Here is a 21,117-nt window from a genome sequence, read left to right on the forward strand (position 1 = left end):
CGTTACCAGCTCAGGGTCCGCGGGTCCTGCCGCATTGAGTTGCGGTATTCACCACTGATGGTGCCGTCAGACAGCGTAATGACCCGGTCTGCCATCTGTGCAATAGAGGCATTGTGGGTAATGATCACGGTGGTGGTGCCGGTTTCGCGGTTGGCGGTATCCAGCGCCGCCAGAACAAGCGTGCCAGTGGCTGAGTCCAGGGCGCCGGTAGGCTCGTCGCACAGCAGCACTTCCGGGCGCTTGGCAATGGCCCGGGCGATAGCCACCCTTTGCTGCTCCCCTCCGGAGAGCTGGGCGGGGAAGTGATCCATCCGTTGCCTCAGACCCACCAGCTCCAGTGCCGCTTCCGGACTCATCGGGTTGCGGGCGATTTCGGTCACCGCAATAACGTTTTCCCGTGCGGTCAGGCTGGGTATCAGGTTGTAGAACTGGAACACGAAACCGACGTAGTCCCGGCGATAACGGGTCAGTTCCCGATCTTTGGCCCGGCTCAGGTCGATGTTCTGGTATTTCACCTCGCCACTGGTAGGCACGTCCAGCCCGCCAAGAATGTTCAGCAGGGTGGATTTGCCCGAGCCGGAGGCTCCGAGCATCACCACCAGCTCGCCGGAAAAGAGATCCAGATTCACTCCCCGCAAGGCGTGCACCTCAACCTCCCCCTGTTGATAGGTTTTTGTCAGCCCCGAGGTGTGAAACACCGGTAGGCCGGAGGTGGGTCTGTCCATGCAAGAGGCCTTTGCCCTGAATTGGTTTGCGTCCACTGCCATCGTCGCGGTTCTTCTGCCAGTGAAGGTATAGCACAAGTTGTTCCTATATATCAGCGAGGCGGAGCTTCCTATCTATCGCGCTCATTATTTGCGCAATCGCCAATCCGTTGTTAGGTTTTAAGCAAGCACGCTTTAAATCGCATTATCCGTCTTCCCAACGGCAGCCTCCACGCTGCCACGGAGAGCGCATGGCAGACACTGTCAGTGAATTACTGGTCCGCTACTGGGCGACCGGCTTCTTTATCGTTGCCGCGCTGGGCCTTTGCGCCGTTATGGTGGGCGTCTCCAGCCTGCTGGGTGGGCGCAGCCAGGGCGTCAGTAAATCTCTTCCATTTGAATCCGGCATTATCGGCACCGGTGATGCCCGCCAGCGTTTTTCCGTCAAGTTCTATCTGGTCGCGATGCTATTCGTGATCTTCGATATCGAAGCCGTGTTCCTGTTTGCCTGGGCCATCGTCATTCCCGACGTGGGCTGGACCGGGTTCTGGGGTGCGGCAGTATTTATTCTGATCCTCCTGGTTGGCCTGCTGTATGACAGTCGTACCGGTGCCCTGGACTGGGCGCCGGAATCATCCGGTGGCAGGCCCCGTAGTCCGGCAGGCTGACCCAACGCACCTGATCAAGGCGCTGGCCGGCGGTGGTTATATCGCCGGGTCCGGTGCCCATGGAGGCGCACTATGTCCTATACCCTGACAAGGGCAGAGCAAACAGCACAAGGCAGCAGCCGGTATCCGGTTCAGCAGCAGGAGCCGTCTGAGGATCCGGTCAAGCGTCAGCTTGAACGCAACGTGTTTACCGGCAAACTCAGCGAGGTACTCAATGACGCCGTCAACTGGGGCCGCAAGAACTCCCTGTGGCCATACAACTTCGGGCTGTCCTGCTGCTATGTAGAGATGACCACCGCTTTTACGTCGCCCCATGACATTGGCCGTTTTGGCTCCGAAGTCATCCGGGCCTCGCCCCGTCAGGCGGATTTCATGGTCATCGCCGGTACCTGCTTTATCAAGATGGCACCGGTAATCCAACAGCTCTACGACCAGATGCTGGAGCCCAAGTGGGTGATCTCCATGGGTTCCTGCGCCAATTCGGGCGGCATGTACGACATCTATTCAGTCGTGCAGGGAGTGGACAAGTTCCTGCCGGTGGATGTGTATGTACCCGGTTGCCCGCCCCGGCCCGAGGCCTTCCTGCAGGGTTTGCAGTTGCTGCAGGACTCGATCCAGGAGGAACGCCGGCCCCTGTCGTGGGTGGTGGGCGATCAGGGGGTCTATCAGGCAGAGATGCCTTCCCAGCGGGAAAAATGGCGTGATCAGCGCATCCAGGCCACGGAACTGAGGACACCCGACAAACTCTGACGCCGTTCGATGTCGTTTCACCACTGATTTTCAGGAGCTGAACAACGACCATGAACATGGAGTGCATCAGTAACCCGGACACTACCGGTGACAATCTGGCTGCCACCCTGAGAAGGGATTTCGGTGACCGTGTGCTTTACGAGCAGCACACCCTCACCGGTATGCCCGTGGTCTGGGTGACGCGGGACGCGCTGACCGATGTGCTTGGTTACCTGAAAAACCTGACCGCGCCTTTTGACCTGCTCTACGACCTCTCCGCCGTTGACGAGCGCCTGCACAGTGACCGTCGCGGTCTGCCACCGGCCGACTTCACGGTGTTCTACCAGCTGCTTTCCATCAGTCGCAACGCAGATATCATGCTCAAGGTGGCCCTCTTTGCGGATGACCTCAGCCTGCCCACAGTGACCGGAGTTTACCCGGCGGCGAACTGGTACGAGCGGGAAGTCTGGGACATGTTCGGTATCACCTTTGCCGGCCATCCCCACCTGACGCGTATCCTCATGCCACCGACCTGGTCCGGCCATCCTTTGCGCAAGGACTATCCCGCCCGGGCCACGGAGTTTGACCCCTATACCCTGACAGTGGAGGGCCAGCAGACTGAACAGGAGGCCATGCGGTTCGAGCCCGAAGCCTGGGGTATGCAGCGGGAGCGGGACGGGGCCGAGTTCATGTTCCTTAACCTGGGGCCCAATCACCCCTCTGCCCATGGGGCTTTCCGCATCGTGCTGCAACTGGATGGCGAGGAGATCGTCGACTGTGTGCCGGACATCGGCTATCACCACCGGGGCGCCGAGAAGATGGCGGAACGCCAGTCCTGGCACAGCTTCATTCCCTATACCGACCGCATCGATTACACCGGCGGGGTGATGAACAACCTGCCTTACGTACTGGCGGCGGAAAAGCTGGCGGGCATCGAGGTGCCGGACCGGGTGAAGGTGATCCGGGTGATGATGGCGGAAATGTTTCGCGTCACCAGCCACCTGTTGTTCCTGGGCACCTACCTGCAGGATCTGGGGGCGATGACACCGGTGTTCTATACCTTCAGCGACCGGCAGCGGGGCTATGAGGTGATCGAGGGCATAACCGGCTTTCGAATGCACCCGGCCTGGTACCGCATCGGTGGCGTTATGCAGGACCTGCCCCAGGGTTGGGAGAAACTGGTGCAGGGCTTTCTCGACTGGATGCCTTCACGGCTACGGGAGTACGAGCGGGCGATGATGGAGAATGCCATCGTGCGCGACCGAACCCGTCATGTGGCTGCCTTCAATACCGCCGAGGCCCTGGAGTGGGGCGTTACCGGCCCCAACCTGCGGGCCACCGGATGCAACTTCGACCTTCGCAAGCAGCGTCCATATTCCGGTTACGATCAGTTCGATTTTGAAGTTCCCCTGGGCCATAACGGCGACGTGTTCGACCGGGGCCAGTTGCGCATCGAGGAAATGCGCCAGAGCCTTCGCATTATCCAGCAGTGCGTGAACCACATGCCGGCGGGCGACTACAAGGCGGACCATCCACTGACCACGCCGCCGCCCCGGGAGCGCATGCTGGAACACATCGAAACCCTGATTACCCACTTCCTCCAGGTGTCCTGGGGGCCGGTGCTCAAGCCCCAGGAATCCCTGCAGATGGTGGAGGCCACCAAAGGTATCAACAGTTATTACCTGACCAGTGACGGCAACACCATGAGTTACCGCACCCGCATCCGCACGCCGAGTTTTCCGCACCTGCAGCAGATACCGTCGGTGATGCGCGGTGGGTTTGTACCGGACCTGATTGCCCACCTGGGCAGTATCGATTTCGTGATGGCAGACGTGGACCGCTGATGATGGCAGACACACCACAGACAACCGTGCTGATTGGCAGCGATGGCTTCGACCTTGATCCGGCCGATGAAACCTCGATTATCGAGGAAATGGATCATTACGAGCAGCCCCAGGCCGCCTGTATCGAGGCCCTGAAGATTGTCCAGCGCCGTCACGGCTGGGTGCCGGATGGCGCTATCACTGCCATCGCCCGGGTGCTGGGCATTGGTCCGGGCGAGGTGGAAGGTGTGGCGACATTTTACAGCCTGATTTTCCGCCAGCCGGTGGGTCGTCATGTCGTGCTGGTGTGCGATAGCAGTGCCTGTTTCCTGACCGGTTTCCAGGAATTAAGGCAGGCACTGGTGGCCCAGTTGGGGATTGATTACGGACAGACCACGGCAGACGGGCGTTTCACCCTGTTGCCGGTCTGCTGCCTGGGTGCCTGCGATGGCGCACCAGCCCTGATGATTGACGATGACACCTACGGCCCGGTGTCGCCCGATGATCTGCCCGGCGTGCTGGAGGGCTATCCATGAGCCAGTTCATCGCCAGCCAGCGTGATTCGGTTCGTTATCGCAGCCGGCTGATGCAGACCGAGGCAGAGCGCCACCCTGATACCCACCCATTGACGTGGCGGTTGCGGGATGACGGCGAGGTGGTCTGGCTTGAGGAATACCTGAGTAAGGATGGCTACCAGTCCGTCCGCAAGGCGCTGGCCGATAGCGATCCCCAGGCCATTATCGCCACCATGAAAGACGCCAATGTCGGTGGCCGTGGCGGTGGCGGCTTCTCTGCCGGGCTCAAATGGAGCCTGACCCTGCAGGGGAATGATATGCCCCGGGGCTACCTGATCTGTAATGCCGACGAGATGGAGCCGGGCACGTTCAAGGACCGGCTGTTGATGGAGCATCAACCGCATCTTTTGATCGAGGGCATGATCCTGGCTGCCCTGGCCAACAATTCCTGTTTTGGCTACATCTTTCTTCGGGGGGAATATGTCACGGCCGCCCGGGTTCTGAGTCGGGCCCTGGAAGAGGCTCGGGCCGGGGGCTGGCTGGGCGCTGATATCAATGGCAGCGGCTTCGATTTTGACATTGCGCTGCACACCGGCGCAGGTCGATACATCTGCGGCGAGGAGACTGCTTTGATCAACTCTCTGGAGGGCAAGCGCGCCAACCCCAGGACCAAGCCGCCGTTCCCTGGCCAATCCGGCGCCTGGGGCAAGCCTTCGGTAGTGAACAATGTGGAAACCCTGTGCAACGCGCCGGGGGTCATTCTCAATGGCGCGGACTGGTATCAGGGACTGTCCGGTGACCGGAGCGAGAATGGCGGCAGCAAGCTGTATGGCATTTCCGGCCTGGTAGAAAAGCCAGGGCTTTGGGAGCTGCCGATGGGGACGACAGGCGGCGAGATCCTGGACCGGGCAGGGGGCATGCGTAACGATCGGCAACTCAAGGCGTGGCTGCCGGGGGGCGCCAGTACCGGCTTCCTGTTGCCGGAGCATCTGGATATACCATTGGATTTCGACACCGTGGGCAAGGAGGGCAGTCGCCTGGGCACCGGCCTGCTGACGGTAGTGCCGCAGGAGCAGAGTATTGTGGCGCTGGTGCGCAACCTGGAGGAATTTTTCGCCCGGGAGTCCTGTGGCTGGTGCACCCCGTGTCGCGACGGCCTGCCCTGGACCGCCAAGGTGCTACGAGCTCTGGAACTGGGGCAGGGGGAAGACGGCGATATCGAGTTGCTGGAGAAGCTGGCGGCGGACTGCGGCCCGGCGCAGACCTTCTGTGCCCACGGGCCCGGTGCCGCGATGCCCTTGCAGACGGCGCTGAAGCATTTCCGGCACGAGTTCGAGCAGGGTATCAGCGCACGCCCGGTTAAAGCGGCGGAGGGACAGGCAGAATAATGGCAACGATTCACGTGGATGGACAAAGCTACGAAGTTAACGGAGCCGATAATCTGCTCCAGGCTTGCCTGTCCCTGGGCCTGGATATTCCCTATTTCTGCTGGCATCCGGCCATGGGCAGCGTGGGGGCCTGCCGCCAGTGCGCCGTGCGCCAGTACAAGGACGAGGATGACGACAAGGGTATGCTGGTGATGTCCTGCATGACGCCGGCGGCGGATCAGACCCGCATCGAAATTGACGACGAGGAAGCGAAGGCTTTCCGCGCCAGTGTGGTGGAGTTGTTGATGATCAATCACCCCCACGACTGCCCGGTCTGTGAAGAGGGGGGCCACTGCCACCTGCAGGACATGACGGTAATGACCGGCCACGACCGGCGCCGTTACCGGTTCAGCAAGCGCACTCGTCGTAACCAGTTCCTGGGCCCGTTCATCGCCCACGAAATGAACCGGTGCATTACCTGTTACCGCTGTGTGCGCTTTTATAATGATTACGCCGGGGGCACCGATCTTGGCACCTTTGGCAGCAAGGACAATGTCTATTTCGGCCGCTACGAGGAAGGCACCCTGGAAAGCCCCTTCGCCGGTAATCTCACCGAGGTGTGCCCCACCGGTGTGTTTACCGACCAGAGCCATTCTGATCGCTACACCCGCAAGTGGGACATGCAGTTTGCCCCCGGAATCTGCCACCAGTGTTCGATGGGCTGCAACACCAGCCCTGGGGAACGCTATGGCGAAGTCCGCCGGATCGAGAACCGCTATCACGGCGAGGTGAATGGCTATTTTCTCTGTGATCGCGGTCGTTTTGGCTACGGCTACGTAAACCGCTCCGACCGGCCCCTTACACCGGAGTGGCGGCAATCGCCGGACAGCGAGCCGGTCAGCCTGGGCGTGGATGACGCACTTGCCCAGGCAGGCGACGCCCTGCGCCACGCCCGCCGGGTTATCGGCATCGGCTCGCCAAGGGCCAGCCTGGAGAGCAATCACCAGTTGCAGGCGTTGGTCGGAGCGAACAACTTTTCCACCGGTATCGAGGCCCGGGAGCAGGCCTGCCTCGAACTGATGAACCATCTCCAGCGTCACGCTGGCCTGCCAACCCCGACGCCCCGGGAGATGGAAAACCACGACGCCGTGCTGGTACTCGGGGAGGACCCGGTTCAGAGTGCCGGCCGCCTCGGTCTGAATCTGCGTCAGGCAGCCCTGGCACGATGGGCGGCACTGGGCGCAACCATTGGTATACCGGACTGGAACGCCGAAGCCCTCAAGACCCTGGCACAGAACCGCTATTACCCGCTGTTTATTGCCTGGCCGGCGCCCACGGACCTTGATCAGGTGGCTGCAGCGCGTTATGCGCTGGACCCGGACGGCATTGCCCGGCTGGGTTTTGCGGTGGCTCATGCCATCGATCCCGCGGCCCCGGTGGTGGAGGGGCTGACGCCTGACGATGATGAAGCTGCCCGGACTATCGCCAGGGCACTGATGGCAGCAGAGCGACCGCTGATCGTCAGTGGTGGCTCACTGGCCTCCGAGGCCGTGCTTGAGGCCGCAGGCAGTGTTGCACGGGCCCTGTCCCGTCGCGCCAAAAGAGGCGGGCTGGTGCTGATCCGGCGCGAAGTCAACAGCACGGGATTGTCCCTGATGGGTGGTCATCCACTGGACTGGGCGCTGGACGAACTGGCCCAGGGTAATGCCGACGCCGTGGTTGTGCTGGAGAACGACCTTTATCAGCGCTTGCCCACCCAAAGGGTGGATGAGGCCCTGGCGCGAGCGGAAATCCGCATAGTGTTGGATCACCAGCGCACTGCGACGGCCGCCCTGGCAAGCATCCTGTTCTCGGCTGGCAGCTTCGCCGAGTCCGATGGCACCCTGGTGAACCTGGAGGGCCGCGCCCAACGCTTCTTCCAGGTCTACGAACCTGGCTATATGCGGCCGGAGACGCGCATTCATGAAAGTTGGCGCTGGTTGCACGCAGTTTCCGCGACTTTGCGAGGCGAAGCCGCCAGCGATATCAACCTGGATACCGTTGTCCGGGCGTGTGCGGATACCCATCCGGCGTTAGCCGGCATGGTCGACGCTGCTCCGGATGCTCATTACCGTATCAGGGGGCTGCGGCTGGCCAGGGAGCCCCACCGGTACAGCGGCCGCACGGCCATGCGTGCCGACCAGGAAGTCAGTGAACCTCGAGCACCCCGGGATTCCGACACGGCGTTCGCCCATTCCATGGAGGGTTACAGTGGCTACCAGGAGCCCCGGCAACAGGTACCCTTTGCCTGGGCGCCGGGCTGGAACTCGCCCCAGGCCTGGAACAGGTTCACCGACGAGGTGGGGGGGCATCTGCGCGGCGGTGACCCCGGAGTGCGCCTGATTCACCCGGTGCCCGGACAGGGGAGCTACAGCCAGCCCACTCAATGCGTCGAAAGCACCGATGCCCTGCGGGCTCTGATCCTGCCCCGCCTGTTCGGCGGCGAGGAGACCTCCGCCCGGGCTACGCCTATCCAGCAACGGACGGAATTACCCTGCCTTACTCTGAGCCCTGACGATGCCCTACGGCTGGCGGTCAGGAGCGGAGACGTCGTAACCATTGAGGAGGGCACGAAGCTTCCGGTTTACGAGCAGGAGAACTGGCCCACTGGCTGGGCGGGCCTGCCGGCCGGGCTGATCCCTGGTTTGCTGACAGGTGAATCCGTAACCCTGAACGAGTCCGCGGGAGATCAGCCATGAACTGGTGGACTCCGCAACTCGAGGCCATCCTCTGGGGTATGGTGCAGGCACTGGTGATCCTGCTCGGTGTGGTGCTGATGAGCGCCATCCTGATCGTGGTCGAGCGTCGCCTGCTCGGCTTGTGGCAGGACCGCCACGGTCCCAACCGGGTAGGGCCTTTCGGCACCCTGCAAGTGGTTGCGGACCTGATCAAGATCTTCTTCAAGGAAGACTGGATACCGCCCTTCGCCGACCGCCCCCTGTTCGTGCTGGCTCCGGTCATCGCCTTCGCCTCGTTGCTGTTGTCGTTCGCGATTATTCCGATCACGCCGGGCTGGGGCGTGGCGGATATGCACATCGGGCTGCTGTTTTTCCTGGCCATGGCGGGCATTAACGTTTACGCCGTATTACTGGGGGGCTGGGCCAGTGGCAACAAGTACGCCCTGCTAGGTGCCATGCGGGCATCGGCCCAGACACTGTCCTACGAGGTGTTCATGGGTCTGGCGCTGATGGGGGTGGTGGCCCTTGCAGGGTCCTTCAACCTGCGTGATATCGTCGCGGCGCAGGAAGGCCTCTGGTTCGTGATCCCCCAGTTTTTCGGGTTCGCCACTTTCCTGATCGCCGGCGTCGCCGTCACCCACCGGCATCCCTTCGACCAGCCCGAGGCCGAGCAGGAGTTGGCGGATGGTTATCACATCGAATACTCCGGCATGAAATTCGGCATGTTCTTTATCGGCGAGTATGTGGGCATGTTGCTGGTGTCGGCGCTGATTGTGACGCTTTTCTTTGGCGGCTGGCATGGCCCATGGCTGCCACCGATCCTGTGGTTTGCACTCAAGACGGGCTTCTTCCTGCTGCTGTTCATTCTGTTGCGGGCTTCGTTGCCCCGGCCGCGCTATGACCGGGTAATGAGCTTTGGCTGGAAGGTGTGCCTGCCGCTGACCCTGGTTAATTTACTGGCTACCGGAGCGGTGATGCTCCTGGTGGGTGCATAGGGAGGACTTATGGAAAAAGAGGAAAAAGGGGAAAAAGGGGAAAAAGAACAGGTCCCAATGATCCGGTCGTTGTCCTCAACCTCTTTTCTGAGGCTGGTGCCGGCCACCTGGTCCCAGATACGTACCCTGGGCATGGTGTTCATGCACAGCTTTCGCAAACGGGAGACGGTGAATTACCCGGAACAGGAGGTTTACCTGCCGCCACGCTATCGAGGCCGTATCGTGCTGACCCGCGACCCCGACGGCGAGGAGCGCTGCGTAGCCTGTAACCTGTGTGCCGTCGCCTGCCCGGTGGACTGCATCTCCCTGCAGAAAGGGGAACAGGAAGACGGCCGCTGGTACCCGGAATTCTTCCGCATCAATTTTTCCCGCTGCATTTTCTGCGGCATGTGTGAAGAAGCCTGCCCGACGTCCGCCATCCAGCTGACACCGGACTTCGAGATGGGCGAATACGATCGCCAGCAACTGGTGTACGAGAAGGAAGACCTGCTGATCAACGGCCCCGGCAAGGACCACGACTACCACTTCTACAAGGTGGCGGGCCTGGCCATTGGCGGCAAGGACAAGGGCCAGGCGAAAAACGAGGAGGCACCGGAGGATGTGCGCACGCTGCTTCCCTGAGCGGACAAGGAGACACTGATGGAACTGGCTTTCTATCTGAGCGGCCTGGTGGCGGTTCTGGCCACCGTGGGGGTGATTAGCGGCACCCACGCAGTGCATGCAGTGGTGTACCTGATCGTTTCGCTCATCGCCGTGGCGCTGGTGTTCTTTGCCCTGGGGGCACCCTTTGCCGGTGCTCTGGAGATCATTGTCTACGCAGGTGCCATCATGGTGCTGTTCGTGTTCGTGGTAATGATGCTCAATCTGGGTCCGGACACCGAACGGGAACAGACCCTGATGCACCCTCGCTACTGGGCAGGGCCATCAGTGCTGGCCCTGGTACTGATGGCAGCACTGGCAGCACTGATCAGCCAGGGCGTCGTGGGCGAAACCATTGACGGGGAACTGCTTACTGCGCGGGCGGTGGCGCTGACGCTGTTCGGACCCTGGCTGATGGTGGTGGAATTGTCGGCCATCCTGCTTCTGGCTGCCCTGGTTACGGCCTCACATGTGGGGCGGCGCAGCAACGGCCGCGGCACCTCGTCACGCCCGACAGGAGGCGACTCATGACGGGTATTCCCATGGAGCACGGGCTGATCCTGGCGGCTATATTGTTCAGCCTGGGGCTGTTGGGGCTGATGCTACGCCGCAATATGCTGTTCGTGCTGATGAGCCTGGAAGTGATGCTCAATTCTGCTGCGCTGGCCTTCGTGGTGGGCGCGACCGCCTGGAACCAGCCGGACGGGCAGGCCATGTTCCTGCTGGTGATCACCCTGGCAGCGGCGGAAGCCAGCGTCGGGCTGGCACTGATGATCCAGTTCTACCAACGGTTCAGATCCCTTGATCTCGATGCAGCCAGCAGGATGCGCGGATGATGGCATTGGCGGTCGTACTCTCGTTTCTGTTTCCCCTGGCGGGCACGCTGGTGCTGGCTTTTTCCGCTGGGCGTCTGAGCATGCGTGCCGCCTCGCTCATCGGGGTGGGCAGTGTCGGGTTGTCAGCGTTGGCGACGGCGTGGGCGGCGACGGCGCACTCCGGCGGCAGTGAGAGCGTGGCCCTTTGGAACTGGATCACGGTGGGGGCTTTCCAGCCCACCATCGGTCTGGCGGTGGATGGCCTGTCACTGGTAATGATGTCGGTGATTACCGGCGTGGGCTTCCTGATCCACCTGTTTGCCGCGTGGTACATGAGCAGGGAGGAAGGCGTTACCCGCTTCTATGCCTGGATGAACCTGTTCGTATTCAGCATGTTGCTGCTGGTGCTGGGGGACAACCTGCTGCTGTTGTTCCTGGGCTGGGAAGGCGTTGGCTTGTGCAGCTACGGGCTTATCGGCCATTACTATCGCAGCCATGCCAACGGTCAGGCCGCTTTCAAGGCCTTTGTGGTGACCCGCATCGGCGATGTGTTTCTGGCCCTGGGGTTGTTCCTGATTTTCATGGAGCTGGGCACCCTCGATATCCGAACCGTGCTGGAAGTGGCACCGCAGGCCTGGGCACAGGGCAGTACCACCGCCAACCTGGCGGCGCTGCTGGTGCTTGGTGGCGCCCTCGGCAAGTCGGCCCAGGTGCCACTCCACACCTGGCTGCCGGATGCCATGGCCGGCCCGACGCCAGTGTCGGCATTGATCCACGCTGCCACCATGGTTACCGCCGGTGTTTACCTCATTGCCCGTCTGCACGGGCTGTTCCTGCTTGCGCCTGACGTCCTGCTGCTGGTGGGCGTGATTGGCGCGGTCTCACTGCTGTTGGCGGCGTTCGCGGCCCTCGCCCAGACCGATATCAAGCGGGTACTGGCCTATTCCACCATGAGCCAGATCGGCTACATGTTCCTGGCGCTGGGGGTAGGGGCTTTCGAAGCCGCCATTTTCCATCTGGTGACACACGCTTTCTTCAAGGCCCTGCTGTTCCTCTCCGCCGGCGCGGTGATTGTCAGTTGCCACCATGAGCAGGACATGCGCCGCCTGGGTGGGCTCTGGCGCAAATTGCCGGTCGCCTATGCTGGCTTCATTGTCGGCGGCGCCGCGCTGGTGGCGCTGCCCCTGGTCACCGCTGGTTTCTACAGCAAGGACGAGATTCTGTGGCAGGCCATGGCCGCGGACCAGACCGGCCTTCTGCTGGCAGGTCTGCTGGGCGCCGTGCTGACCGGCCTCTATACCGTCCGGTTGATCCTGGGTACGTTTCATGGCGAGCCCGGCCATGGCGAACCGACCAGTGACCACGTCCGCCATCCCGAGCCGGGCACCAATCCGGTCACCCATCACCTGCCACTGGTCGTGCTGGGGATCTGCTCCACCGTTATCGGGGCGTGGCTCTATCCAGGGCTGGGCGAGCTGTTTCCCGCATCGCCGGGAGAGACTGCCGACACCGGCCATACCCTCTTGCAGGTGCTGGCCATGGGTGCGGTCATCGCTGGCCTGCTGCTGGCGGCGTGGCTGTATCTGTGGCAGCGCAGCTGGCTTGAGGAGACGGTACGCCAGGGCTTCGGTCGCGGTCTCTGGAGACTCTGGCACAACGCCTGGGGTTTTGATGCGCTGTTCGACCGGATTCTGGTAAGGCCCTGGCAGTTGATGGTGAAATACCTGCGGGTCGATCTGGTGAATCTGATGATGAACCTGCCAGCGCTGGTGGCGCGGGCCCTGAACGCCGGCCTGGTGCGCATCCAGAATGGCCGGGTACGCAGCTATGCCCTGGTGATGGTGTTCGGCGCCACGGTGATCCTGTTGACGCTGGCCCTGGTGCCGGGAGGGGCCGCATGATTCTGGTGTGGCTGATTCTGATTCCGTTTATTGGCGGCCTGTTGTGCTGGCAGGCCGAACGCTGGAGTCACCAGGCGCCTCGCTGGATTGCCCTGGGCACCATGCTGTTCGTGCTGGTGATCAGCGTGGTGGTATGGCTGAGTGGCGACTTCACTCTGGCAGGTGATGGCGGCAGGCAATGGCTTCTGGAATGGCGGGCACCGTGGATTCCCCGGTTCGGCATCGAGATTCACCTTGCCATGGACGGACTGTCGCTGGTCCTTGTGGCGTTGACCGGCTTTCTCGGCTTGCTGGCGGTGCTCTGTTCCTGGCAGGAAATTGCCGACCGGGTGGGCTTCTTCCACCTGAACCTGCTGTTCATCCTTGGCGGCGTAGTGGGTGTGTTCCTGGCCCTGGACCTGTTCCTGTTTTTCCTGTTCTGGGAAATGATGCTGGTGCCCATGTATTTCCTGATCGCTCTTTGGGGGCACAGCGGTTCGGCAGGGCAGACACGAATCCGCGCCGCCACCCGCTTCTTCATCTACACCCAGGCCAGCGGCCTGTTGATGCTGGTGTCGATTATTGCGCTGGTGTTCGTGCACTACTCAAACTCCGGGGAGTTGTCATTCAGCTACGACACCCTGCGGGGGACCGATGTGCCAGAGCCGCTGGCCTTCTGGTTGATGCTCGGATTCTTCATCGCCTTTGCGGTCAAGCTGCCGGTGGTACCCTTCCACGGCTGGCTGCCGGATGCCCATGCCCAGGCGCCGACCGCCGGCAGTGTTGACCTGGCGGGCATTCTGCTGAAGACCGCCGCCTACGGCATACTTCGGTTTGCGCTGCCGCTGTTCCCGGAACAGTCCCAGGCTTTCGCTCCGGTGGCGATGGCCCTGGGGCTGGTCGGCATTGTCTATGGCGCAGTGCTGGCCTGTGGGCAGCAGGACATCAAGCGATTGATTGCGTACACCAGTGTTTCCCATATGGGCTTTGTGCTGATTGCGCTCTATTCCGGATCGGAACTGGCGATCCAGGGCGCCATTGTGCTGATGGTCGCTCACGCCTTCTCGACCGCTGCCCTGTTCATCCTCAGTGGCCAACTTTACGAGCGCATTCATAGCCGGGACATGCGCATCATGGGTGGACTCTGGGGGCGCATACCGGTGTTGCCCGGGTTTACCCTGTGCTTTGTGGCGGCCTCCCTGGGAATGCCCGCCACTGCCAACTTCGTAGGGGAGTTCATGATCCTGTTCGGGACCTTCCCTGGTGCACCGGTGGTGGTGGTTATCGCCAGCATAGGGCTGGTGCTGGCGGCCATCTATTCCCTGCTCCTGATGCAGCGGGTGCACTTTGGCCCTGAATACCGTTCGGGCCCACTCGCCGGGCCTGATGCCCGGGAGTACGGCATCATGCTGGTGCTGCTGGTGCTCACGCTGGCAGTGGGGCTCTATCCGCAACCCCTGCTGGATACCACCGCTGACGTGGCCGCACCGGTAGCCGAACTGTTCACTGGCAGTGTGGACCTGGCACTCCGGGCAGGGGAGGTAAACTGATGCTGACCCTGGCAAATCTGATCGCCATTCTTCCGCTGATCATCGTTGCCGCTACCGCGATCCTGGTGATGCTGGGTATTACCTGGCAACGGCACCACGCTGGAACGGCAATGGTGTCTACGGCAGGGCTGATACTGGCCCTGGTAAGCGTGCCGCTGGCCTCAGCGGCGCCCTCGTCACCGCCGCTGATGACCATGGACGGACTGGCCATAATGGGCAGTGTTCTGGTGCTGATTTGCGCTCTGGTGACGGTGGCCCTGAGCCACCATTATCTGACCGGTTTTATCGGCTCACGGGAGGAGTTTTACCTGTTACTGCTGTGTGCCGTCACGGGAGCCCTGGGTCTGGTGGCCAGCAACCACCTGGCTACCCTGTTCATCAGCCTGGAACTGCTTTCGATGCCGCTTTACGGAATGCTTGCCTATAGCTTCCGGGCGGAACGGTCGCTGGAGGCAGGCATCAAGTACCTGATTCTCTCTGCTGCCGCCACTGCCTTCCTGCTGTTCGGTATGGCGCTGATCTATGCCCGCACCGGTCGCCTTGACCTGACCGGCCTGGTATCGGGGCTGGTCACCAGCGCGGATGTCTGGAGCCTGGCCGGGGCGGTGCTGATGCTGGTTGGTCTGGGCTTCAAGCTCTCCGTGGTGCCTTTCCATCTCTGGACCCCGGACGTTTACCAGGGCGGACCCGCCCCGGCCACGATTTTCCTGGCCACGGTCAGTAAACTGGCGGTGTTCGTGGTGCTGGTGCGTTTGATGGTGACCGCACCCATCTTTGACAGTGACTGGCTACGGGGCCTGATTACAGTGCTGGCTTTGCTGACCATGCTGGGCGGCAACCTGCTGGCGTTGTTCCAGCAGAATCTCAAGCGCCTGCTGGGGTACTCATCCATTGCCCACTTCGGGTACCTGATGGTGGCGATCGTCGTGGGGGGCGCGCTTGCCGTAGAATCCGTTGGGGTCTACCTTGTAACCTATCTGGTCGCCACCCTGGCGGCCTTCGGTGTGGTCACCCAACTGTCCAGTCCTTTCGGGGGTGAAGACGCGGCCGGGCTGCACCACTATCGTGGACTGTTCTGGCGCCGGCCCTGGCTGGCGGCGGTGATGACGGTGAGCTTCCTGTCCCTGGCGGGTATCCCGCTCACCGCCGGCTTTATCGGCAAGTTTTACGTACTGGCCCTGGGTGTTTCCGATAGCCGCTGGTGGCTGGTGGGCGGTATCGTGGCAGGCAGCGCCATTGGCCTGTTCTATTACCTGCGGGTAATGGTCACACTGTACCTGCCGGAACCCGGCATGCGCCGGAGGGACGCCACCAGTGACTGGGGCAATCGGATCGGCGGGCTGACGCTGCTGATCGTTGCGGTGCTGATTCTGGTTCTCGGGGTGTACCCAACGCCCATGATTCAGTGGTTAACAGGACTATCTATTGGAGTCAGTTGAATTGACAGTGACACCCCAGGAGCTTGATGCCCTGCTGGAAACCATCCCGGATGCGCGCGATGGTCTGACCCGCACCGAGCGCATCATTCTGTATGTCTTGCAGGAAACCCAGCGTGAACTGAATGGGCGCAATGTGCCGACGGTGATGCTTTATGGCCGGGTGGTGGAATACGTTAATATCAGTGAGCAGGAGCTTCACGTGTACCTGGACAGGTTGGGTGTGCAAGGGTAACGGTGGTCGGTGTAAAAGCGGGATCTAGGCAATGGAGGAGTTTTTAGTGGGCGGCGAACTGATTGTGGTATCAGTGACAGCGCTGGTGGTTGGTCTGGTTGTCGTCTTCCATTTTGAGGTCACTCAGCTGCTGAACCGTTTTCGCCCCAGTCAGAAACTCTCGTCACCAAGGACCTTCCGCAACCGGCCGATCATACTCGCAAACATGTTTGTGCTGCTGATCGCCCATGTGGTGGAAATCTGGCTATTTGGTGTGGCCTTCTGGTACCTGCTGGATCAGGATGGCCTGGGTGCCATTGATGGCTACGCCCACCTCAGCTTGCTGGATAGTGTTTATTTCTCGGCGGCCACATACACCACGGTGGGATGGGGAGACCTGGCGGCAACCGGCCATGTCCGGTTTCTGGCCGGCACAGAGGCCCTGGTGGGATTCATGATGATTACCTGGTCGGCATCCTTCAGCTATCTGGTCATGGCCCGCGCCTGGGGCGATGGCAATCGATGATCATAATCAATGGCGAACCGGTGCTTCGACGGGCGTCAAGGTCACTGGGTCTAACCTGTAGAACCCGCGTAATACCTCGTATACCTCTGGTTGCTCCGCTTTGAGATGGTCGGGCTGCTGGAAGAAGGCTTCTGTCAGCACGGCAAAGAACTCGGCGGGCTCCGTAGCGCCGTAAGGGTCCAGCCAGGGCTTCCGGTGGTGATGGAGCGAGTGCCGCAGATTTTCATAGGCCCGGGTCATGGTTTCCTGCCAGTGTCTGGCCTGCTTGCCGCTCAGAGGAGGCGCGCCGTCGGCAGTGCCATCCAGGTAATCCAGCTGATGGGCAAATTCGTGGAGGATGACATTATGCTGCCCGGCAGGATTGACCGCACCTTCCTCACATTGGGCCCATGCCAGCACCACCTGGCCGTGGCTTGAGGCTTCGCCGGAGCGTATCTGGTTGCTCTCGCTGACCACGATCCCGTCGCTCTCGATTTCCCTGACATGATAGGCGTCCGGATACACCAGAATGCTGCTTACCTCGTCGAAATCGGAGAAGCTGCGGGCAACGATTAACAGGCAGGCATGCCCTGCAATGGTAAGGCGCACATTGTCGTCCACTTCAAACCCATCGCAGCCATAAAAGGATTTTTCCGCCAGGAAAAGCTGTATGTGCTGCTCAAGCTGCCGTCTCAGTTCCGGAGGTAGCCTGTCATAGACGGGCACCCGGGACTGGAGTATTTCCCGCCAATAGGTCGGGAAGGGCTGTTGCAGCTGCCGTTCCCGCCGCCAGCCCCGGTAGAAAAACAGGTAGAAAACCGAAAACCCTATAACAGCCAGCATGCAGAGGGTGTAGATCAGCATTGGTGGGGCTCCGGCTCCGGATACTGTTGGTGGGCTGACAGTGTAATTGGTATCCACAGCCGTCACCAGGCTCCGCATTGCCACTAGCCGCAGGCCGCCCAACACCCGTGCAAAGCTGTCGGTTTGAAAGTGAGCAGGTTTGCGATGCTATGCTTAGGACGGATTGGAGTCGTCTATCAACCAAAACGTCTTTAAGGCAAACCATGGAAACTGAAATCGCGCCTTTGGATATGCTCCTGCGACTAGTTGTTGCCGCTGGTCTGGCCCTGTTTTTGGGTCTTGAGCGGGAATTCCGCGGTAAGCCCGCCGGACTGCGTTCGCATATGCTCGTTTCGCTGGGTTCGGCAACCTTCATAATTATCGGTATGAGCGTCCTTTTCGCCACTGCACAGGGGGACCCATCTGCCCGCATAGACCCTACCCGGGTGGTCCAGGGTGTGGTTGGCGGTATCGGTTTTCTCGGTGCCGGAAGTATTATTCGCAGTGGTGGGCAGATCCAGGGTATTACCACGGGCGCCTCGATCTGGCTTGCAGGAGCCATCGGAGTTGCTGCCGGTATCAACAACTTCTACCTGGCGGGAATGGTGACGTTCATTGCGCTGGTGATCATGGTGGTACTTGGCCGTTTTGAACGGGAGTTGGTTTCCGAAGATAACCCGTGAACTTTTAATACTGACCAGGAGGTTTCCATGTCTGATACCAGAACTGTTGTTATTACCGGTGCCAACCGTGGCATAGGTCTCGAGCTTGCCTGTCATTACGCCGGTGAGGGCTGTGATGTGATCGGAGTCTGCCGTGAAGCATCGGCAGAACTGAAGGAAGTGGCTGCCCGGCTCATTGAAGGGGTGGATGTAACTACCGACAGTGGCATCCAGACACTGATGGACGGGTTGAAGGGGCAATCGATCGATTTGCTGATCAACAATGCTGGCCTGCTGCAGGATGAAAAGCTGGGCAGTATCGACTTCGACTCCATCCGCACCCAGATGGAGATCAACGCCTACGCGCCACTTCGGGTAGCGGAGGCGCTGGTGTCGCAGATTCCTTCTGGAGGAAAGATTGCCAATATCACCAGCCGTATGGGTTCCATTGCGGATAACGATTCCGGTGGTCGCTATGGCTACCGCGCCTCCAAGGCGGCGTTGAATGCCTTTGGCAAGTCCCTCGCCATGGACCTGAAACCCAGGGGCATAGCCGTTGCCCAGCTTCATCCCGGTTATGTGCAGACCCGCATGGTGAACTTTGGTGGGCTGATCACTCCTGCGGAGTCCGCGAAGGGCCTTGCGGCGAGGATCGAGGGGTTAAACCTGGAAAACACTGGCTCGTTCTGGCACAGCAATGGCGAGGAGTTGCCCTGGTAACGGAGGTTTCTCCACAGGGGAAAAAGGAAATTCATTTACAAGCATCCGATCTAATACTAAGGTCTTAGATGTGTGCTTGAGTTATTGGAGGGTGGTCTGATGAGCAAAGCGCTGAATGGACATTTCACTTCCAAGGAACAGGCCCGTAACGTCAAGGATGATTTGATTGCCATGGGCTTGCCCCAGGAAAATATTTATATTGAAGTTGATGAGCAGGTGATCAGAGTTATGATTCCCTCAGAGGAGCGACGGGAAATTGAAGAGATATTTGATCGCCATCGTGTAACTTATTAGTCATTGACGGTCACGCGGCCATAGGCAGTGTGACCGTCGGTGCCCCTCGTTGGCTATTCACCTTTCAATTTAGCGTCCAGAAACTTATAGGCATAGCCTGCTACGCGATTACCTATTTTCTCCCCCGCTGGAAGAGACGACAGGAAATGCACGCCTGACCAGAAGCGGCTCATTGAGCAGTTCTGCTCGAAGTCACTCCAGGTCGGGAAAACCAGCTCCAGGTCTTCGGCTGGCGTAAATCCCGGTTCAATTCGCGAGCTGCCTTGTGGCACGGGTACCACATAACCGAGCTGGTCTGAACCAAGGAATAGCCGGCTGGCTTCAGCGTGGGCAGCGCAGAAGCTGGCAGAGGCGGAGGGGTATTCCGGATGATCCGCCACGGGCAGGTAACTGGTCCATTCCGAACCCTTAAGATCGTAAACAGTCCCTTGCCCCGGGCCGCCCCATGCGGTGACCAGTTCTTCACCGTAGATATAGCGAATGGCGCTGAATGGCCGAACCGCGTCAAAGCGCTCCTTTTCCTGCCAGATGGCGATGGCTGTATCAAAAGCGGCCATATTGGTCAGAAAGTCATACTGAATGAATTCGGCCAGTGACAGCTGCTGGCTGAAAGCGGCGAAAACGGCCGAGAACCCCAGGCTGTTTATCTTGTTGTCGAACAGTTCCGCCTTGGCTTTTTGCTCGTCCGTCATGCTGGCTGATGCCTGAATGACTTCATCCGCCTGCTGCCGGTAAGCGCCATAATTGCGAACGTTGCTTTTAACCGGCGGTCTGGCGCGGAAACGCTTGGGGTTATGGTACGAGTAGGGCTCGGTAAGTCTCATTTGCGGGGTGACGAACTGCTGAATCTTGAACAGGCCGTTGCTGCCTGTCATCGCTGGCTGCCAGCGAGAGGGATCACTGAGTTCGTAGGCAGTATTAACCGGGGCGTAGCCGGTATAGTCGGCATAAGGCGCGCGGTGATAGGTTCTGTCTCCTTCGTTGCCCAACTGGTTCATGCCGTCGTTTTCCCGGGCAGCCACCAGTGCCAAGCCTGCGGAGTTACCGATTCCCGCGGGTTCGGTCAAGTCTGTTGAGGTGTTCTCCGGGTCCAGCCCTACTGACTCCAGCATGGCGCGCCAGTCGCTGTTTCTGTGGGGGAAGAGGCTGTTAAGCGCATGGTATGAGGCATACAGCAGCGCGATATTGAGGTTTGTATTGTCTTCGCTTTCATTGGCCGGCCTTCGACCCAGGTTTGAATAGACGCCAACAGCCGTTGGATGGTAGGGAGCAACCGCGTCGAACCAGCTGTTGGTGATCACGGTGGTTGCCCGCAGTACCAGCGTGGCGTCACTCGCGGTGGGTGAAACTTCGAAGATCGCCGGAATGGCGAAAGGGATGACCACTTCAATGGCGGCGTTACCGTTTGCCAGGTCGTGATGTTCGTTGGCCTTGGCGGGTATTATCACCATACACAGTATGAGTGACAGGGTCAGAATCCGGGGGTGCAGTGAATGGAACAGTTCAGGCTTGCTCATGGCGTTTTCCTCCCATGGAGCACAGAGTGATGATGGTGTTAACCCATCCTGGTTCAGTCTGCTAACGCGCCATTTGCGGTTCTGCCACAGGTGGTAATGCTGCGACTACGCTGTTCGGGTTGGGGGGGGGCGTCATGCCTGCCTGTAATTATAGTTTATAGAGAGCGAGATCAATGGAGAAAGGCAGGAAAATTCTTCGGGATCCATAACGAAAAAAGGCAGCCGAGGCTGCCTTTTTCAAACGTGCTGGCTGTTATTTAAACAGCAACTACGTTTTCTGCCTGAGGACCTTTCTGGCCTTCAGTAACGGTGAAGTCGACTTGCTGGCCTTCAGCCAGAGTCTTGAAACCGCCACCTTGAATAGCGCTGTAGTGAACGAAGACGTCCGGGCCGCTTTCGCGAGTGATAAAGCCGAAACCTTTTGCTTCGTTGAAAAACTTAACAGTACCGGTAGTTGTAGACATAATCATAATCCTGAATTCGATAATTTAATGTGCAGCCAGACCACCTGAAACGATGACTGG

The 21,117-nt window shown here is 60.2% G+C and carries 22 protein-coding genes; 18 read left to right on the top strand and 4 right to left on the bottom strand.

Translation table 11 applies throughout. The annotated features are described in order from the left end of the window. Positions 1-2 precede the first annotated feature (2 nt). Positions 3-725, bottom strand: coding sequence for an ABC transporter ATP-binding protein (locus tag QPL94_RS14465; protein WP_285358322.1), 723 nt, complete (start codon positions 723-725; stop codon positions 3-5). A 230-nt stretch (positions 726-955) separates the two neighbouring features. Here QPL94_RS14465 and ndhC point away from each other — a divergent pair, with 230 nt between their 5' ends. The 15 genes from ndhC (at position 956) to QPL94_RS14540 (ending at position 16,578) form a co-directional block, all read left to right on the top strand. After that, positions 956-1,372, top strand: coding sequence for an NADH-quinone oxidoreductase subunit A (gene ndhC / locus QPL94_RS14470; RefSeq protein WP_285358323.1), 417 nt, complete (start codon positions 956-958; stop codon positions 1,370-1,372). Between the two features lie 72 nt (positions 1,373-1,444). Next, complete coding sequence (locus tag QPL94_RS14475) at positions 1,445-2,122, top strand: NuoB/complex I 20 kDa subunit family protein (protein ID WP_285358324.1); 678 nt, start codon at positions 1,445-1,447, stop codon at positions 2,120-2,122. Between the two features lie 50 nt (positions 2,123-2,172). Then, positions 2,173-3,945, top strand: a complete 1,773-nt coding sequence (gene nuoC, locus QPL94_RS14480; protein WP_285358325.1) for an NADH-quinone oxidoreductase subunit C/D — start codon at positions 2,173-2,175, stop codon at positions 3,943-3,945. Then, positions 3,945-4,460 (top strand): NADH-quinone oxidoreductase subunit NuoE, encoded by a 516-nt coding sequence (gene nuoE, locus QPL94_RS14485; RefSeq protein ID WP_285358326.1) that lies wholly within the window; start codon positions 3,945-3,947, stop codon positions 4,458-4,460. The genes nuoC and nuoE overlap by 1 nt, the downstream gene beginning before the upstream one ends. 50 nt (positions 4,461-4,510) lie before the next feature. Continuing rightward, positions 4,511-5,827: an NADH-quinone oxidoreductase subunit NuoF gene (nuoF, locus tag QPL94_RS14490; protein ID WP_285358720.1), complete on the top strand. Its 1,317-nt coding sequence runs from the start codon at positions 4,511-4,513 to the stop codon at positions 5,825-5,827. Further along, entirely contained in the window at positions 5,827-8,544 is a 2,718-nt protein-coding gene (nuoG, locus tag QPL94_RS14495) for an NADH-quinone oxidoreductase subunit NuoG (protein ID WP_285358327.1), read from the top strand. Before nuoF ends, nuoG begins: the two co-directional genes overlap by 1 nt. After that, positions 8,541-9,518, top strand: coding sequence for an NADH-quinone oxidoreductase subunit NuoH (nuoH, locus tag QPL94_RS14500; RefSeq protein ID WP_285358328.1), 978 nt, complete (start codon positions 8,541-8,543; stop codon positions 9,516-9,518). The genes nuoG and nuoH overlap by 4 nt, the downstream gene beginning before the upstream one ends. Before the next feature lie 57 nt (positions 9,519-9,575). Further along, entirely contained in the window at positions 9,576-10,139 is a 564-nt protein-coding gene (nuoI, locus tag QPL94_RS14505; protein WP_285358721.1) for an NADH-quinone oxidoreductase subunit NuoI, read from the top strand. Positions 10,140-10,157: 18 nt separating this feature from the next. After that, positions 10,158-10,688, top strand: a complete 531-nt coding sequence (gene nuoJ / locus QPL94_RS14510; protein WP_285358329.1) for an NADH-quinone oxidoreductase subunit J — start codon at positions 10,158-10,160, stop codon at positions 10,686-10,688. Next, the gene (gene nuoK, locus QPL94_RS14515) at positions 10,685-10,993 is read left to right on the top strand and encodes an NADH-quinone oxidoreductase subunit NuoK (RefSeq protein ID WP_285358330.1); all 309 of its coding nucleotides are present in this window, start codon (positions 10,685-10,687) and stop codon (positions 10,991-10,993) included. Before nuoJ ends, nuoK begins: the two co-directional genes overlap by 4 nt. After that, entirely contained in the window at positions 10,990-12,873 is a 1,884-nt protein-coding gene (gene nuoL, locus QPL94_RS14520; protein WP_285358331.1) for an NADH-quinone oxidoreductase subunit L, read from the top strand. The genes nuoK and nuoL overlap by 4 nt, the downstream gene beginning before the upstream one ends. Continuing rightward, positions 12,870-14,402 (top strand): NADH-quinone oxidoreductase subunit M, encoded by a 1,533-nt coding sequence (gene nuoM, locus QPL94_RS14525; protein WP_285358333.1) that lies wholly within the window; start codon positions 12,870-12,872, stop codon positions 14,400-14,402. The genes nuoL and nuoM overlap by 4 nt, the downstream gene beginning before the upstream one ends. After that, positions 14,399-15,841, top strand: coding sequence for an NADH-quinone oxidoreductase subunit NuoN (nuoN, locus tag QPL94_RS14530; protein WP_502881554.1), 1,443 nt, complete (start codon positions 14,399-14,401; stop codon positions 15,839-15,841). Before nuoM ends, nuoN begins: the two co-directional genes overlap by 4 nt. Before the next feature lies 1 nt (position 15,842). Continuing rightward, positions 15,843-16,073, top strand: coding sequence for a hypothetical protein (locus tag QPL94_RS14535; protein ID WP_285358335.1), 231 nt, complete (start codon positions 15,843-15,845; stop codon positions 16,071-16,073). Between the two features lie 31 nt (positions 16,074-16,104). Beyond that, a complete protein-coding gene (locus QPL94_RS14540; protein WP_285358337.1) occupies positions 16,105-16,578 on the top strand; it encodes an ion channel in 474 nt (157 codons plus the stop codon). A 6-nt stretch (positions 16,579-16,584) separates the two neighbouring features. Here the strand turns inward: QPL94_RS14540 and QPL94_RS14545 are convergent, their stop codons facing one another. Further along, positions 16,585-17,421, bottom strand: coding sequence for a M90 family metallopeptidase (locus tag QPL94_RS14545; RefSeq protein ID WP_285358338.1), 837 nt, complete (start codon positions 17,419-17,421; stop codon positions 16,585-16,587). 203 nt (positions 17,422-17,624) lie between these two features. Here QPL94_RS14545 and QPL94_RS14550 point away from each other — a divergent pair, with 203 nt between their 5' ends. From QPL94_RS14550 to QPL94_RS14560, 3 genes are all read left to right on the top strand, one after another. After that, positions 17,625-18,083, top strand: coding sequence for an MgtC/SapB family protein (locus tag QPL94_RS14550; protein ID WP_285358340.1), 459 nt, complete (start codon positions 17,625-17,627; stop codon positions 18,081-18,083). A 27-nt stretch (positions 18,084-18,110) separates the two neighbouring features. After that, entirely contained in the window at positions 18,111-18,782 is a 672-nt protein-coding gene (locus QPL94_RS14555) for an SDR family oxidoreductase (RefSeq protein WP_285358341.1), read from the top strand. 99 nt (positions 18,783-18,881) lie between these two features. Beyond that, positions 18,882-19,076 carry a hypothetical protein gene (locus QPL94_RS14560; protein WP_285358343.1) on the top strand — a complete coding sequence of 65 codons (195 nt, stop codon included), beginning with the start codon at positions 18,882-18,884 and terminating at the stop codon, positions 19,074-19,076. Positions 19,077-19,129: 53 nt separating this feature from the next. Here the strand turns inward: QPL94_RS14560 and QPL94_RS14565 are convergent, their stop codons facing one another. Further along, complete coding sequence (locus QPL94_RS14565; protein ID WP_285358345.1) at positions 19,130-20,593, bottom strand: vanadium-dependent haloperoxidase; 1,464 nt, start codon at positions 20,591-20,593, stop codon at positions 19,130-19,132. 257 nt (positions 20,594-20,850) lie between these two features. Continuing rightward, positions 20,851-21,057 carry a cold-shock protein gene (locus tag QPL94_RS14570; protein WP_027831301.1) on the bottom strand — a complete coding sequence of 69 codons (207 nt, stop codon included), beginning with the start codon at positions 21,055-21,057 and terminating at the stop codon, positions 20,851-20,853. Positions 21,058-21,117: the final 60 nt, after the last annotated feature.

The sequence above is a fragment of the Marinobacter sp. SS13-12 genome, from assembly GCF_030227115.1.
In the GTDB taxonomy this organism is placed as follows: Bacteria; Pseudomonadota; Gammaproteobacteria; order Pseudomonadales; family Oleiphilaceae; genus Marinobacter.

Coding starts and splice junctions, on each gene's coding strand:
- QPL94_RS14465 (WP_285358322.1), bottom strand. CDS start 725: ATGGACAGACCCACCTCCGGCCTACCGGTGTTTCACACCTCGGGGCTG.
- ndhC (WP_285358323.1), top strand. CDS start 956: ATGGCAGACACTGTCAGTGAATTACTGGTCCGCTACTGGGCGACCGGC.
- QPL94_RS14475 (WP_285358324.1), top strand. CDS start 1,445: ATGTCCTATACCCTGACAAGGGCAGAGCAAACAGCACAAGGCAGCAGC.
- nuoC (WP_285358325.1), top strand. CDS start 2,173: ATGAACATGGAGTGCATCAGTAACCCGGACACTACCGGTGACAATCTG.
- nuoE (WP_285358326.1), top strand. CDS start 3,945: ATGATGGCAGACACACCACAGACAACCGTGCTGATTGGCAGCGATGGC.
- nuoF (WP_285358720.1), top strand. CDS start 4,511: ATGCAGACCGAGGCAGAGCGCCACCCTGATACCCACCCATTGACGTGG.
- nuoG (WP_285358327.1), top strand. CDS start 5,827: ATGGCAACGATTCACGTGGATGGACAAAGCTACGAAGTTAACGGAGCC.
- nuoH (WP_285358328.1), top strand. CDS start 8,541: ATGAACTGGTGGACTCCGCAACTCGAGGCCATCCTCTGGGGTATGGTG.
- nuoI (WP_285358721.1), top strand. CDS start 9,576: ATGATCCGGTCGTTGTCCTCAACCTCTTTTCTGAGGCTGGTGCCGGCC.
- nuoJ (WP_285358329.1), top strand. CDS start 10,158: ATGGAACTGGCTTTCTATCTGAGCGGCCTGGTGGCGGTTCTGGCCACC.
- nuoK (WP_285358330.1), top strand. CDS start 10,685: ATGACGGGTATTCCCATGGAGCACGGGCTGATCCTGGCGGCTATATTG.
- nuoL (WP_285358331.1), top strand. CDS start 10,990: ATGATGGCATTGGCGGTCGTACTCTCGTTTCTGTTTCCCCTGGCGGGC.
- nuoM (WP_285358333.1), top strand. CDS start 12,870: ATGATTCTGGTGTGGCTGATTCTGATTCCGTTTATTGGCGGCCTGTTG.
- QPL94_RS14540 (WP_285358337.1), top strand. CDS start 16,105: ATGGAGGAGTTTTTAGTGGGCGGCGAACTGATTGTGGTATCAGTGACA.
- QPL94_RS14545 (WP_285358338.1), bottom strand. CDS start 17,421: ATGCTGATCTACACCCTCTGCATGCTGGCTGTTATAGGGTTTTCGGTT.
- QPL94_RS14550 (WP_285358340.1), top strand. CDS start 17,625: ATGGAAACTGAAATCGCGCCTTTGGATATGCTCCTGCGACTAGTTGTT.
- QPL94_RS14555 (WP_285358341.1), top strand. CDS start 18,111: ATGTCTGATACCAGAACTGTTGTTATTACCGGTGCCAACCGTGGCATA.
- QPL94_RS14560 (WP_285358343.1), top strand. CDS start 18,882: ATGAGCAAAGCGCTGAATGGACATTTCACTTCCAAGGAACAGGCCCGT.
- QPL94_RS14565 (WP_285358345.1), bottom strand. CDS start 20,593: ATGAGCAAGCCTGAACTGTTCCATTCACTGCACCCCCGGATTCTGACC.
- QPL94_RS14570 (WP_027831301.1), bottom strand. CDS start 21,057: ATGTCTACAACTACCGGTACTGTTAAGTTTTTCAACGAAGCAAAAGGT.